This is a genomic window from Photobacterium sp. GB-1 (genome assembly GCF_003026165.1).
Classification (GTDB): domain Bacteria; phylum Pseudomonadota; class Gammaproteobacteria; order Enterobacterales; family Vibrionaceae; genus Photobacterium.
On the sequence record NZ_PYOB01000038.1, the window covers coordinates 1 to 14,971 of the forward strand.

General features: G+C 37.7%; 15 protein-coding genes and 1 pseudogene. 11 read left to right on the forward strand and 5 right to left on the reverse strand.

The window, feature by feature from the left end; translation table 11 throughout:
- Window positions 1–271: 271 nt before the first annotated feature.
- The 3 genes from C9J45_RS20645 (at window position 272) to C9J45_RS20655 (ending at window position 4,082) form a co-directional block, all read left to right on the forward strand.
- Window positions 272–1,042, forward strand: a complete 771-nt coding sequence (locus tag C9J45_RS20645; RefSeq protein ID WP_107292961.1) for a hypothetical protein — start codon at window positions 272–274, stop codon at window positions 1,040–1,042.
- 24 nt (window positions 1,043–1,066) lie between these two features.
- On the forward strand, window positions 1,067–3,451 hold the full coding sequence (locus C9J45_RS20650; protein WP_107292962.1) for a DNA polymerase II: 2,385 nt from the start codon (window positions 1,067–1,069) through the stop codon (window positions 3,449–3,451).
- Between the two features lie 100 nt (window positions 3,452–3,551).
- Window positions 3,552–4,082, forward strand: coding sequence for a YqhA family protein (locus C9J45_RS20655; protein ID WP_107206439.1), 531 nt, complete (start codon window positions 3,552–3,554; stop codon window positions 4,080–4,082).
- 65 nt (window positions 4,083–4,147) lie between these two features.
- Here C9J45_RS20655 and C9J45_RS20660 read toward each other — a convergent pair whose 3' ends face one another.
- Complete coding sequence (locus C9J45_RS20660) at window positions 4,148–4,465, reverse strand: hypothetical protein (RefSeq protein ID WP_107206440.1); 318 nt, start codon at window positions 4,463–4,465, stop codon at window positions 4,148–4,150.
- Window positions 4,466–4,723: 258 nt separating this feature from the next.
- On the opposite strand from C9J45_RS20660, the gene C9J45_RS20665 reads away from it, so the two are divergent.
- Complete coding sequence (locus tag C9J45_RS20665; RefSeq protein WP_080902005.1) at window positions 4,724–4,987, forward strand: DUF1289 domain-containing protein; 264 nt, start codon at window positions 4,724–4,726, stop codon at window positions 4,985–4,987.
- Between the two features lie 78 nt (window positions 4,988–5,065).
- Here the strand turns inward: C9J45_RS20665 and rplY are convergent, their stop codons facing one another.
- Window positions 5,066–5,344 carry a 50S ribosomal protein L25 gene (rplY, locus tag C9J45_RS20670; RefSeq protein ID WP_045150345.1) on the reverse strand — a complete coding sequence of 93 codons (279 nt, stop codon included), beginning with the start codon at window positions 5,342–5,344 and terminating at the stop codon, window positions 5,066–5,068.
- 378 nt (window positions 5,345–5,722) lie between these two features.
- On the opposite strand from rplY, the gene C9J45_RS20675 reads away from it, so the two are divergent.
- From C9J45_RS20675 to C9J45_RS20710, 7 genes are all read left to right on the forward strand, one after another.
- Window positions 5,723–7,762, forward strand: coding sequence for a TonB-dependent hemoglobin/transferrin/lactoferrin family receptor (locus C9J45_RS20675; protein ID WP_107292963.1), 2,040 nt, complete (start codon window positions 5,723–5,725; stop codon window positions 7,760–7,762).
- 844 nt (window positions 7,763–8,606) lie between these two features.
- Window positions 8,607–10,025, forward strand: a complete 1,419-nt coding sequence (locus C9J45_RS20685; RefSeq protein WP_199190699.1) for a disulfide bond formation protein B — start codon at window positions 8,607–8,609, stop codon at window positions 10,023–10,025.
- 304 nt (window positions 10,026–10,329) lie between these two features.
- Window positions 10,330–10,965 carry a LysE family translocator gene (locus C9J45_RS20690; protein WP_107292964.1) on the forward strand — a complete coding sequence of 212 codons (636 nt, stop codon included), beginning with the start codon at window positions 10,330–10,332 and terminating at the stop codon, window positions 10,963–10,965.
- Window positions 10,966–11,058: 93 nt separating this feature from the next.
- The gene (locus C9J45_RS20695) at window positions 11,059–11,634 is read left to right on the forward strand and encodes a class I SAM-dependent methyltransferase (protein ID WP_107206443.1); all 576 of its coding nucleotides are present in this window, start codon (window positions 11,059–11,061) and stop codon (window positions 11,632–11,634) included.
- Window positions 11,635–11,694: 60 nt separating this feature from the next.
- Window positions 11,695–12,072 (forward strand): MmcQ/YjbR family DNA-binding protein, encoded by a 378-nt coding sequence (locus tag C9J45_RS20700; RefSeq protein WP_045128468.1) that lies wholly within the window; start codon window positions 11,695–11,697, stop codon window positions 12,070–12,072.
- Between the two features lie 32 nt (window positions 12,073–12,104).
- Window positions 12,105–12,578: an ASCH domain-containing protein gene (locus C9J45_RS20705; protein ID WP_107206444.1), complete on the forward strand. Its 474-nt coding sequence runs from the start codon at window positions 12,105–12,107 to the stop codon at window positions 12,576–12,578.
- A 221-nt stretch (window positions 12,579–12,799) separates the two neighbouring features.
- On the forward strand, window positions 12,800–13,372 hold the full coding sequence (locus tag C9J45_RS20710; protein WP_107206445.1) for a protocatechuate 3,4-dioxygenase: 573 nt from the start codon (window positions 12,800–12,802) through the stop codon (window positions 13,370–13,372).
- Between the two features lie 42 nt (window positions 13,373–13,414).
- Here C9J45_RS20710 and C9J45_RS21815 read toward each other — a convergent pair.
- From C9J45_RS21815 to C9J45_RS20725, 3 genes and pseudogenes are all read right to left on the reverse strand, one after another.
- A pseudogene (locus tag C9J45_RS21815) lies at window positions 13,415–13,587 on the reverse strand (LysR family transcriptional regulator); the annotation flags it as partial.
- A gap of 43 nt (window positions 13,588–13,630) precedes the next feature.
- Window positions 13,631–14,413, reverse strand: coding sequence for a GyrI-like domain-containing protein (locus C9J45_RS20720; protein ID WP_107206480.1), 783 nt, complete (start codon window positions 14,411–14,413; stop codon window positions 13,631–13,633).
- A 247-nt stretch (window positions 14,414–14,660) separates the two neighbouring features.
- On the reverse strand, window positions 14,661–14,971 hold a 311-nt coding region (locus C9J45_RS20725; RefSeq protein ID WP_146144334.1), incomplete at its 5' end, for a DUF2931 family protein.

The following is a 14,971-nucleotide window of genomic DNA, read 5'->3' on the forward strand; positions in this document are numbered from 1 at the left end:
AAACGTAAGAAATCAGGTTTTGAGTTTCCATAGATTAAGATCTGTCTCTTTGTGTGTAAGAGTGGTGATTATACTAAAACCTCGCTAAGAAGCGATGCCTATAATGGTTTGAATGAAAATTTAAGCAGAAAAACAACGATTTTGAGTATTTACTTTCGATAGGTTGAATTTGGTAGTATATAGAGAGAATAAAGCATAAAAATCTATATTTTTATTACGATTTGTTATTGCTGTTTTTACGGATTGAAGCTGTCTATGAGTTGTATTTGTAATGAAAACACTACCTGTTCTTGATGAATTAACCCCATTTCAAGCACCTTATATGCCAGTGTTATTAGCTTTGGTAAAACAGTTGCAGGCTGAGTTTTCAGAGCAGATACATAGCATATACCTAAATGGCAGTGTTGCTGCTCGTTGCGCGATAACAGAACGTTCGGATCTTAATATAACACTGGTTGTTAATAGATCATTATCGGCATCAGAACACCGCGTATTAGATTCACTATGTCAACAAATAGCCTATCGTTATAACGTTATCACTCAGGTTGATCTGACGGTGGTTACGCGAGATGAAGTGATGACACTGGCATCGATTTTTAAATGGGGTTTTTGGTTTAAGCACTGTAGCGTATGCCTCTATGGCGATAGTTTGGCAACACAATTTGGTTTGTTTGAACCGAGTTGGGAGATAGCAAAAGCGTTTAATAGTGATATAAAAACGGTACTTGCGGATTGTCGTAGTAAAATTATGGCAACGAAAAGTGTGACAGAATATAACGCATTGTGCCGAAAGGTGGGTAAGAAGATGCTACGAAGCTGTTTTATGCTGGTGGCACATCGCACATCGAGTTTAGCTTATAGTGAGCAGCAATGTGCTGACTTCTTTCTTCATTTTTATCCTGACAAAACAGTCGATATTGAACGTATTCAAATTCTTATCAATGGTCCGCAAGTACCCAAACGTGCCACTTTGTTTTTAGTTGAACATGTTGGGAATTGGATTGTGGCGGAGTTTGAAAAAATAGAAAAAAAGATCGGGTGATCATATCAACAGCAGAGGTTTTATTTGCAGTCGTTAACAACGGGTTTTGTTTTAACTCGCCAAAGTCGTGACATTAATGGACAAACAGAAATCATTCTCTGGGTTAAAACAGAAAATGGTCCATATCGTTTGTCTATTATAGGCGATAAGCCTGTTTTCTTTGTTCGTACAGAGCAAAAAGCGCAAGCCCAACAGGTATTAACGAGTGCGAATATCACAACAGAGTGGAAAGATCTGCCACTTAAAACGTTTCAGCATCATGTTGTTTCTGCCTGTTATTGCCACACTATTCGAGATGGTTTCTCTGCGGTAAAAGCACTTTCTGCGGAGCTAATTGATGTTTTTGAATCGGATATTCGTTTAGCAGATCGCTATTTAATGGAACGTTTTGTTCGTGGCGGCTTGGTTTTTACCGGTGATCAACGTCAGCGTTCTGGCTACATTGAAGTCACAAAAACTAAAGTAAAACCTATTGATTATGTGCCAACGCTGAGTGTCGTATCGTTAGATATTGAATGTTCTGAAAAAGGCGTATTGTATTCTATTGGTTTACACAGCGATGCTGATAGCCGAGTGATCATGGTAGGGCAAGCACCTGACGGTTATAGCGAGTCTAGTGACTTGTTGATCGAGTGGGTTGAAAGTGAAAAGGCGTTATTGCAATCGTTAGAGTCGTGGTTTATGGCTTTTGATCCTGATGTGATCATCGGATGGAACGTTATCGACTTTGATTTTCGTTTATTATTGCATCGTGCTGAGTGGAATAAAGTTAATTTACGTATTGGTCGTGGACGACAAATGCCGCATTATCGACCATCTTCGCAAAATCCTAATCAAGGGTTTATTACTGTTCCCGGACGAGTCGTCATGGATGGTATTGATACGCTTAAAACCGCGACTTATAACTTCCGTTCATGGTCGCTAGAGTCGGTTTCACAAGAATTATTGGGTGAAGGTAAAGCGATTCATAACGTACACGATCGGATGGCGGAAATTAATCATATGTTTCGCCATGATAAGCTCTCTCTTGCTAAATATAACTTACAAGATTGTGAGTTGGTGACTCGCATTTTTGAGCATACTCATTTACTCGATTTTGCTATTGAACGGTGCCGTTTAACGGGCGTGGAATTGGATCGTGTAGGGGGCTCAGTTGCCGCCTTTACCAATCTTTATATGCCGCAATTACACAGAGCAGGCTATATCGCACCAAACCTTGTCAGTGATAATTGGATAGCAAGCCCGGGTGGTTATGTTATGGACTCTAAACCCGGATTATATGATTCTGTATTAGTCCTCGATTTTAAATCACTATATCCTTCGATTATCCGATCTTTTCGGATTGATCCTATGGGTCTAGTCGAAGGGTTAAACCAAGAAGAAGGTAAAGCGGAACACCAAGCTATTAATGGGTTTCGTGGCGGACGCTTTCATCGGACCAAGCATTTCTTGCCGAAGATGATTGAAGATTTATGGGCTGCACGTGATCAAGCCAAACGTGATGGCGAAAAAGCGTTTTCCCAAGCAATTAAAATCATCATGAACTCATTTTATGGTGTATTAGGATCGTCAGGCTGTCGTTTCTTTGATCACCGTTTAGCTTCATCGATTACCATGCGTGGCCATGAAATCATGAAATTGACTCGAGAGTTAATTGAAGCTAAAGGCTATGAAGTGATTTATGGTGATACCGACTCAACTTTTGTATCACTTAAAAAAGCCCATTCACAAGATGATGCAAATGCGATTGGTCATGACTTAGTCTCTTATATTAATCAGTGGTGGACAACACATCTACGTGATGAATATGGCTTAACATCGGCTCTTGAAATTGAATATGAAACTCATTACCACAAGTTTTTAATGCCCACTATTCGGGGACAAGAAACAGGCAGTAAAAAACGGTATGCCGGATTAGTGTGGAGAGGGGATAAAGAAGAAATCGTATTTAAAGGGTTAGAGACGGTTCGAACTGACTGGACACCACTCGCTCAACATTTTCAGCAGTCACTGTATCAAATGGTTTTCCATGATCAGGATGTTGATGATTATGTTCGTGATTATACGCAGCGAACGTTAGCAGGGGAGTTTGATGATTTGCTTATTTACCGTAAGCAATTAAGACGAAATTTAGCGGATTATCAGAAAAATATACCACCGCAGGTGCGTGCAGCCCGTTTAGCTGATGAAATGAACCTAAAATTAGGTCGTCCTCGTCAATATCAAAATAAAGGGACGATTGAATATGTATTTACAGTATCAGGTGCTGAGCCAAGCGAGTATCGTCAAAGCCCTATCGACTATAACCATTATATTGATAAGCAATTAAAGCCAGTTGCTGATGGTATCTTGCCGTTTATAGGTAAATACTTTGATGAGATTACTGCACCGCAGTTAGGGTTGTTTTAACGATTATCATAATGGTTGTTTATTCTTTTTTCACATTCACTGTTGCTAGTAGTTTATGGTTTATTCTTTATAATGTGAAAAACTTTTAGATTATCCCATTATGAAAAAAACATTTAATGCTTTTCGATATGTAGGCTGGTTAGCTATCATTTGCTCTACTCTTGGCTCATTGTTGCTGTTTATTGTTGGTTCAATGAAAACGTATACCGCGTTTACTGTGGTGTTTTTTAATGCAGTACCGCATAACAGCCTAGTGCATTTAGATACTGCAGATATAGCGACGTATTATTTAATCAAGTCACTCGATATTTTTTTAATCGCTTTTGTATTGTTTATTTTTGCACACGGTGTATTCACACTATTTATATCAAATAAAAAATCGCCAGACGCAGATAAAACAAATGTTTTAGGTTGGATCAAAACACCTAATATTGGGCATTTAAAAAATGTATTAGCAGAAGTCATTGTGATCATTCTTTTTGTTAAGTTCTTAGAAGCGGTATTGGTCAATTTCAATAATCTTGATTGGAAGATACTTATTTTACCCGTTTCTATTTTATTACTTAGCCTAGGATTGAAGTTTTTAAACTTAGCTGAAGAATCGGATGATCGCGTTGAAGAAAACGACTAATATTTGGAAATGATATAAAAAAACGCGCTATATAAGCGCGTTTTTTTGTTGCTAATAAATAAAAACTATTTAAAGAATTCAACTTTAGATACGTCTTTAGTATTGGCAAGAATAGGATCAAAATTGATCACACCACGGTTTTGAGTACAGATCTTGTACACATCACCACATTCAAAAATAGCTAAAATTTCTTCAGGTGCACGGAATATTTCTGGCGGAAGTTTACCTACTTCGCCAATACATACCGTTCCTTCATGTGACCAAACTAACTTACTTACGCGTTTACTGTCGCTCGGAATAGGTGCTGAGACATGTGCAGCAATCGAGGAATAAACAGATTCCGCTTGTTCAAGGTCTTTAGCCGATGGTACAAAAAAATCCATGGTTCCCTCCTTTGATATATCTATTCGGGGACATGACTAGATATATAATGTAAAAATTAGTTATCAGCCATGACAACTCGAATAACCTTATCAGAGTTGAGGTGATGAAAGCAACTAACATAACTGACTATTTTTTCATAAAATCAATACAGAATTAACGAATTAGCAAAATTTTGTTAGTGTTTTTCACTTAATAACAGCACGAGTTATAAAAATCTATTATTCTCATTAAAGGTATGATGATGAAATTTAATAGGCATGGAACAGAAAGACTTTTTTGATATTCCAAGTCCCTGTAAGCGCATATGTGAAGTGAATAATAAGGGGTATTGCAAAGGATGCTTCCGTAGTAGGGAAGAGCGTTTGTATTGGCTTAAAATGACCGATGATGAAAAACATCTAGTACTTGATATATGTCGTCGCCGCAAACAGCAAGTACTAAGGCGTCACCGAGCTAAATTGCAGCAAGAGTTAGATAAGAATATTGAGCAAGAGGATGATCCGCAACAGTCGTTGTTTTAGTAAATATATCGATACAGTTATTTAGATATAAAAAAAGCACTCCGAAGAGTGCTTAATAAAACGTTTATGAACTCGCAATTAGATGCGTTTGAAGTCCATGTGTTCAACTTTAGGCTTGAACGGGTGACGTTGAATGTCTTGAGGTTTAACTTTAACTTCTTGACCGTCGATTACTAGTACGAAACCTTCGTAGAACTCAGGCTTGTCCATTTGGTTGATAACATCGCTGTGCTTAAGAGCGATAGCAACTGGTGCTGCTTCACCACCGTAAATGATACCTGGGAATTGCTCTTGAAGACGTAGGCGGCGGCTCGCACCTTTACCTAGGTCAGTACGTACTACTGCATTAAATTTCATAATCAATACTCTTTGATATAAATGATTCACTAAGTAATGCGACCTTACTTAGCGTCGTAAAACGAGCGCGCATACTAACAATCATATTGCTGTTAAGCAAGCGTATTAAAGTGAAAAATAATACTTATTAAATAACAAATAAATAGATGAGCGAATTGCTATCTTTTTGTGTGAAAAATACACGTTAATTATACCGTGACCACTTTTTCTTATTTTAGGTAATCAATAATACAAAGCCTATATCGCAATGAGTATTCCTTATGGTAATGATAATTAAATAAATATCATTTCTTAATCTAAATGATAGTAATTATCGTTTTTGTTTGTAATAATGTTTGCGAATTTTGTTACAAATAAAAAATTGTGAAGTAGGGATATATGAACAAGCAGTTAACTCTGATCGCCAGCTCTTTAGTCGCGGTCCTTTCTCCATCCGTTTATGCCAGCAACGATGTTTCTCAATTTGATGAGATTGTTGTTTCGGCTTCGAGAGTTGATGAAACTAACCAAGATAAAACAAGGACGGTTGCAAAAGTTAGCAGCGAAGAACTTGATGAAATGCAGGTTAATTCAGTCGCTGAAGCGGTAAAATTCATACCAAACGTGTCTGTTGCTGGTGGTAATGTTGCGAGTAATCAATCTATTAATATTCGTGGCTTAGAAGGGAATAAAGTCCTACAGGTTATTGATGGTAACCGCCAAAATGCCCAATTTGATCACCGACCATCCTTTTTCTTAGATCCAACTTTGATCAGTGACATTGAGGTAGTAAAAGGCCCTGTGAGTTCTTTATATGGCTCAGGTGCAATTGGTGGTGTGGTTATTCAAAATACAATCACAGCAGATGATTTAGTCGAAGATACAGGCTTTGGTGGCAAAGTTAAGACGGGCTATCAGAGTAACGGAAATGTTGTTACCACCGTTGGTGCGATTGCTAACAAACAAGATAATGTTGATTGGTTACTAGCCGGTAGTTACCAAGACAGTGGTGTGATGGAGCAAGGCAATGGCTATAAGCTCTATGGTACTGAAGCGATTAATAAGACGGGGTTAGCGAAATTTAATTGGCACTTTACCGATAGCCAAAGCATTGGTTTAGATTACCGCATTTCTGATTATGACGGGCACCCACCAGTTGTCGGCTCGACTGAGCCATTAAGTACAGAAGATAAACTGATTGATCGTACGTCCACGGATCAAAACATTACATTAAAGTACGCTTATAACCCTGAAAGTAACTTCATTGATAGTGCATTTAGAGTTTATCGTAACGACACAGATATTAAAGAGTTGGGTAATGGCAGTACTGAAAAAGATATCAGCTCTATCACCACAACAGGTTTTTCTGTTACCAATAAATCTGATTTAGATCGTTTTCAAGTCTTTATTGGTGCTGATGGCTATGAAGATAAGTTAGATACTAAACGTCCAGTAACAACCTCAGGTCGTCCAACACCTCCTGATGGTGCTAAAGCAACAACCTTAGGTGGCTTTGCTCATGTTAATTACGCCTTATTAGAGTCACTTGAACTAGATGCTGGCTTACGTTACGACACGTTTGAGTCAAAAGCAGAAGGGTTCGAAAATAATAAGCAAGATGCTTGGTCTCCATCTGTAGGTGCTAACTGGCAGGCGACAGATTGGATGGCATGGTCATTAAGATATGACGAAGCATTCAGAGCGGCAAGTACGTCTGAATTATTTATGGACGGTACTCACTTTGCAATGGGGCCTATTACCAATGTATTTGTACCTAACCCGAATTTGAAGCCAGAGCAGGCACATAATATCGAGTTAAAAGGTACATTTAATTTTGATAACCTTATTGGTGATGATGAATTACTGATCACAGCTAGCGTTTTCCAAAATAAAGTTAAAGACTTTATCAATCTCGATGTAACAGTACCAAGCCGTAGCGAAATGATAGCGTGTATGATGGCAAACCGTGGCTCTGGTGTTGGTTGTGGTGGTACAAGTACTTCAGATAACATCGACAATGCTAAGTTAAAAGGTTTTGAAGTTGTTGCCCAATACCGTTATGACAGATTAAATACATTGCTATCGTATGGCCAAACACGTGGTAAAGATGAAAAAACAGGTGAGTGGTTAAGTCATATCCCTGCCGATAAATGGGTGGCGCAAGTTGACTACGGTATTTGGGAAATTGACACCAAGGTAGGTACTCGAGCTATTTTTGCCAGCACTCAAGATCGCCGTCCAAAAGGTGATAGCGAAGGTCCTTATAAGTCTTATGAACTTGTTGATTTCTATGCTTCATGGGAGCCAACCTCAAACATGGAAGGCTTAACGGTTGATTTCACTGTTGCCAATGCGTTTGATGAAAACTACCGTACACCGTGGACGCAAGTTTATGAGCCAGGTCGTTCATACAAAATTTCTGCTGAATATAAGTTTTAATCGTTTAATACTTATATAAATAAAAACGCACAGTTTTATGTAAAGTAAGCTGTGCGTTTTTTTTATTCTATATAGAAGCAGGCGACTATTTTAAGAACACACTGTCTTCCAATACAATCAAAGGCTCGATATCGCTGTCTTTTTTAATGACCAATGAATCATCTGAACGCACACATACACCGCCATAATTCCCATCAACGGTAAAAGTACAAACCTGAATATATCTATTGGCGACTTTAGGTAAACACCATAACTGCTGGTAGATGTTTTCATCAAGCTAAAATTTTCATCAAAAGCTTGCAATTCAGAAATGCGAATTGAAACGATGCATCAATAATTTGGGCGTTCTATGGAATATTTCTCGTTAGTCGTTCTTCAATTGTCCTATTAGTGATGTTTATCGTCTGAATGTTGTTATTGATATTGTTTGACAGTCTGTATGATCAATTCGTCACATCAATATGAGGATAAAAAATGTTAGATGCTCAAAGTATTCGTAATATTGCGATTGTCGCTCATATTGCACACCAAAAGCCATGTGTTTAAAAAAGACTACTTAATATCACATTGGTTTACGAATAAACAAAGACATCGGTCATAAATTTAGCCGGTAGAAATGGTGTCTAAATCATCAGGTATAGATGATATCTATTAATTAAATAAGTAAGGTGCGAAATTGGAATTTTTATTATTATTTATAATTTTAATATCTTCATTATTAGTTGTCTTTTATCCAAAAAGAAAAAACTTGAGTGATGTTTCTTTGTTTTTTTCTGTCATTTTAAGTGTTTTATTATCTCTTGTCGTTTGTTGGAATATGGTATTACCGATGGGGAACTACTAATTGAAACGTTTAAATAGTTCTCAAACATCCTTGTTGTTATCGGCTTTATCTTTGGGATTAACCCTGATCCCTATTGGTATTGCAACTGTGATACTTGGTTATATTCTGGGTGATAATCCTTGTATATTATGTTGGCAGGAAAGAATTGCAATTATACTTCTTTCTCTTTGTGCTTTATATATGTCTCGATATGGTTTGAGATTAAAATATATTAGTACCTATTATATTATATGTATTTACGGGTTATGGTTAAGTATATTGCATAGCTCTGTACATCTTGGACAAGATATTGGGCAGGGGTTTGGCGGTTTAATATTCGGTGCTCATGCTTATACATGGGGTGTGTTCTTATTTATAGCTAACTTACTAATTATGTCTTTATTAATCGGGTTTTCTAATGAAGACTCATTAAAAAATACAACGCGGGTTCGCTGGGGGACGTTCCATAAAGTCTCAGGGTATAGTTTTATTATTGTTATGTTTTTAAATGTAATTCAGGCATTCACTCAAGTTGGTCCACCGCCATATATTGGTCAAGCAAGCCCGCAAAACTTTAGTTATGACTTAAGTAAAACGGTTTGGACAACAAAACATTGGCCTACGTGGAGTCATTTTTCATTTAGAGCTAATAATTACATTGAACAACCTGAATTTACTACATTGACGGCTAATGAAAACACTAAACTTGAACATGCGAACGAATTGCTGAAGATAGAAAATACTGCTCTTCCAGCTAATGTTACCGGTCGAGTAACAGCGATAAGTTATGATGAGAAAAGAAGTGTAATTGCTATTGCGACAAATAAAAACTGGATTTATTTACTTGATAAGACGGCATCAAATATATTAAGCCAATATAAAGTGGACCCAAAATTTGATAAAGATGTAAATAATATCTCTGGCGTTTTTTTTGATAAAAATGGAGAGATTATTGTAACGTCTGTTTATAAAAGTTATGTAAACCTATCCGTTGATGATTCATATCGCATGAAAGAAGTGGGTAGAGGGAACTTAAAGACAGTTCGAGCTAGTAAAAGTTATATAGGTAGCAGTGCATTATCTTTATTAGATAATGAATATCTAACCTTGTCTTTGCCTAATAAAGTCAATGATTTTATTGTGTTATCAAGATTTAGCCGTAAAGATATGATGTTAAACGCTGAACAGATCATATCAATGAAAACGAAAGAGGTTCCTATAATAACCGGTATGGAAGTTACAGATAACGCAATTATTTTATTAAACAACTCAGGTAAGCAACTGATAGTTTTAGATAAAGAATCAAACAAACCTATGAATGTTTATGATATTGATGATGTTAATAACCCGCAAGGGGTGACAATCATTTCTAATAAAGTCTTAATTACAGATGAAGACTCTGGTAATAAGATAGTGAAAACATATTTACTACCTATTTAACCTTTCAAAAAATAGGGTGAATAAAAGGTTAAGTTATTGCTTAGCCTTTTTTCGTCTCTATATAACTAGTTATAATAAAGTTGAGAGATTTATCGCTTTAATCCTTTTTTTAATAAGCAATATTTCTTACTTTCCCTATGCTAAACAATCATTTAAAAGGTCAAAAACGTCATCAGCTTCATAATATATAGATTGTATCGATTATGATAAAGGTATTATATTGGTGTATTTTTGCATTGAAGTAAGAATGCTTATTTATGCCCTGTTAGGGCCAATCACTAAGTTAGTACAAGGATGATTATAAATGTTGGAGCAATACTTATTTCTACTGCCAATCGCTACGCTGTTACTCTTTGGTGCAATGACACCAGGTCCTTCATTTATCTTAGTTGCGCAAACAGCCATGTCAAAATCTAGAGCTGAAGCCATGTGTATTTCAATAGGTCTAGGTTTGGGAGCAAGTACATTTGCATTTATTGCTTCAATGGGGCTCATTGCACTTTTTGATGCTGTGCCAGAGTTTTACGTAGCTTTCAAAGTTCTTGGTGGTCTATATCTATGTTATCTGGGGATAAAAATGTGGCGCGCGAGCAAAAGCAACGTTGTTTCCGATGGCGCAGAGCTAACGAACAAACCTGCTCATTTTAAGGCGGTAGTTCTTGGATTAACGACACAGTTAAGTAATCCAAAGACTGCAATTGTATTTAGCAGTGTGTTTGCAGCCATGCTACCCATGAAAGTTCCTGTTTATACAACATCTATATTGGTGGTGGGCGTGTTTGTCTTAAATTTTTCTTGGTACTTCCTAGTTTCTATTTTGCTATCAAGCCCAAAGGCTCAAGTAAGTTATTTACGCTTTAAGTCCTACATCAACAAAGGTTCAGGTGTATTAATGGGGTCAATGGGCAGTAAGTTTGTTGCTGAGAGTTTCAAGCCCTAACAAAGCGTGCAAGAGGGGGGAACGCTACGCTGCAAAGTCTGGCACACTAAGTTTTCATGTTAGCAATGTGATATATGACAGAGGGAAGAAATCATGAGTGAATGGGATTCTGTGGCAGATCGAGTCAATTTTAATTTAAAAATATCAACTGATGATTTTGTCGCATCTGTACCTCTTGAATCAAAAATTTTGGACTTTGGTTGTGGATATGGGCGCATCACAAAACAGATATCAGAGCTTGGTTATCGTGAAGTCGTTGGCGTCGATTCATCGAAAGAAATGGTAAGCCGAGGTTTGAGCGAATGTCCAGAGCTTGATTTAAGATATTTATCAACTGAGGTTTTGCCTTTCCATGATGGCGAATTTGATTCGATAGTTTTGTGTGCCGTACTCACTTGTATCCCAGAACAAAGCTGTCGTAACAATATACTTAGCGAACTACACCGAGTGCTCAAACCTCAGGGTATTATTTATCTAGCTGAGTTTTGTTCAGACCAAAGCTTACATTTTGTTTCAGGTACAGGCGTATCGATGTGGCATAGTTCCAAAGCAGAGTTTGAAGCGTTACTAACAAACTTTAATATTGAGAGTTCTACGTTGGTCGATAACTCGACTATATCAGGTCATAAAAGTAAAGCAATCCATATCATCGCGCGAAAAGTCATATAACAGTTAAAGTTAATATTGGAAATACTTAACGCGGCTACATGATCTAATAGGGAAGTCAGTATGAACTACGAAGAATTTAACCATTTTTGCGGTTCTTTTGCTGGAACAAGTCACGTTGTTCAATGGGGGAATTCCGATGTATGGAAAGTCGGTGGTAAAGTCTTTGCCATAGGTGGTTGGAGCGATGGTTCCCAAGCTGCATTTACGTTTAAAACGTCTAACTTAAATTTCGAGTTTTTGAGTAATAGTGATGGTTATAAACCTGCGCCATATTTTGCCAATCGTGGAATGAAGTGGATACAGCAAATTGAGACCTCGGGTAAATTAGACGACGATTTAAAGTATTATTTGTCTGAGTCTTACCGAATCGTAGCTAGTGGTTTAAGTAAGCGTAAACAACAAGAGTTGGGCATCGAGAGCCTAGCTGAACCACGCTAATAAGCGTTCAAGACGAAAATTGAGTAAAGATCATGGATGAAAGAAGTAAATTATTCCTAGAACAATATCTTAGTTCTCTGACCTGTGACAATGCATCAAAGTACACCTCATTTAGTTCCGATTATTTTTGTGCCGACGAATATAATGCAAACCTATGCGCTGATCTCATATTACGTGGTGAAAAACGAGCCTCATGCAGTTTAGAGATTTGGTATAGCGAACAAGGTGAGCTTATGCCTGAAGTGGGACATCTTCAGGTTGTAACTAATTGGTCTGGTGAACCCGTTTGTATTATAGAAATAACTTCCGTATCAAAGTGCAAATACAATGAAATTACGGCTGAGTTTGCTGAGTTAGAAGGTGAAGGTGACAAAACACTAGGCTGGTGGAAAAAAGCTCATTGGAATTTCTTCTCAAAAGAGTGCGAAGAACTCAATATCAGTCCATCAGAAGATATGGTGCTTGTCTTAGAGCATTTTAAAACTGTGTACCCAGCGAAAAAATAACAAGTTGTTTAGAGTGTTTTACCATATGGGCATTTTAGTGTGTGCTGGTTTTAGTGTTTAAGTTAGTTTGCTGAGACTTCGGTATTGCTTGCTTCACATCTTAACAAGGTTTTATATCCAAATGTTTCTGATGCTGATAAAACTATATTATCCACAGCACTAGTCTTGGCAAATCGTTCAATTTTAACCAAACTTAACTAAAACTAGCGATTGGTGACACCATGGAACGACGACACTTTTTAGCGCTTTTGAGTTTGATTTTTACGACAGGTTTAAAGGCCAAAACGCCGATACAGTTAACACCTGAACAAGCAGAAGGGCCATTTTATCCGGTCGATCGTATTCCTCTTCGATCAAATTTATTACTTCAGACTGAAGGATTAATTGGAGAGCCCATTATATTGCAAGGGAAAGTAGTGGATACAACGGGAAACCCTGTTTCAGGCATCAAACTAGAAATCTGGCAGTGTGATGGGCAAGGTATCTATTCTCACCCAAACCAGCCAAATAACGATATGTTTGATGCTCACTTTGCTGGGTTTGGCGCGGTGGAAACTCAATCGGATGGACGCTACTTATTCCAGACATTGTATCCTGTACCTTACGCCTCTCGTCCGCCACACATTCATGTTAAGTTGTGGCGTGGTAATCAAGAGCTACTTACCACCCAATTGTACTTAAAAGGTAATACTGGTAATGAATGGTGGGGTGGAAAAGCCCGTGATCATCTACAGTTTGAAACTATGCGAATCGACGGGCGTTTAACTGGTGAATTTACCTTTGTAATTGGCTAGCGAATCCGTTTAAGGCATTAGCTTAACAAATTGTTCCATGCGTTATTTTTCCAATATTGGATGAGGTTCGGCTTCCGTGACTAGAACGATATCCACAGAAGGTTGCAATGGCATATTATCTAAAGTATTAAGATCGTCTTAACGCTAATAATGTCCATTGCACTTATTGCTATTCCCGAGCTAACAATCGCTCTCTGTGCAGATGCCATATTACAGCCTCGACGCAGGTCCGAGTCTATTACTTCCCTTAGCCACTTACTATTTTATCGGTAGGTAGATCTCCGTTAACAACTCACATTCATTGACTTCATGAACAAAATTTAAATAACGAAAGTAACAAGGATACTCTCTTAATTCTTCTTTACTATCTGGCAGCCATTTTTGATATAAGTGATACAAGGTGTCGCCAATGCTGTCATGGCTTCCTTTATGGATTGCCATAGCGCACCTGCCACTTGGTATTGTTCCAGATTTTATTCCATAGGTGTTCTCTGGAACCTCTCCTTTGTGCGAGCCACAGATATCAAACTGAAACTCATCATCTGGCGTATCGCTTGGGTCAGAGTGAGGAATACCAAATGTTTCGCTGGTTTTTATTGGAGATAAACCTGTCGATTTTCGCCAATTTATAAACTTAGCTGCTGTCTCGTATACCAGTAGTGGGCTACCTTTATGTTCAATTAATGCAACTTCTCTTTTTTCGAAATCTACGATTTGAACATTCATTACACTTTCTCCTGTTATTGGTGGATGATATTCATACTTTGAGTGCCAAGAACGCCACTCAGGCTGATTTCTAAATTGGGAAGGTGTTTGCCCGAATATCCTTGAAAAAGCACGCGTAAAGGCTTCTAGGCTTTCGAATTGAGCTTCAAAAGCAATATCAGTAACACTGAACTGTGACTCAAATGCTAACCTGAAAGAAGCGCGTTTCATTCGTGCTAGCAACACATGTTGCATAGCACTGATCCCCATGAATGCCTTAAAGATACGGTGAAAGTGGTACTTTGAACTGGCAGCGACAGTACTTAGTTGCCACATCATTAATTAATAACGCATATCTTAACTACATGGTACTCAGTGCTTACTTCTATCTATTTCTTGTCCCGAATTTTCAAAGTTGGCACTTCGTAACACAAAAGTGCCCCTTTATCAGTTAGACCTAATACTCATTCATATTGTGTTAACGTGATTTTGGATTAGTTTTTATAATGTTTTAATGTAATGGTTTGACGAATCATATAAAACTAAAACGCCTCACAGAAACCTGTGAGGCGATAGGCCAATATTAATGAAGCTGATCTACAATATAATTTTCTGATGTATAAACCTTATTTACCTTGTCCCAAGGGATAGGTGTCAAGGTTGCGTGAGCTTTTTTAGCTCTTTTTTTTACATATTCTGTTGCTTGGAAATATTGTTTCGATGTGATTGAATTATAGTCAGTATCAGGCATGCTAGTTGGCGATAGCTCAGTAACGTACGTATACTTGCCACACCCTTCAAGCCACACTTTCACTTGCCCATTTGGTAGGAAACCAAAATCAAATTGACTTTGATAGCAAGTACGTTTTATTCCGTCAGATTCCACATGATGCT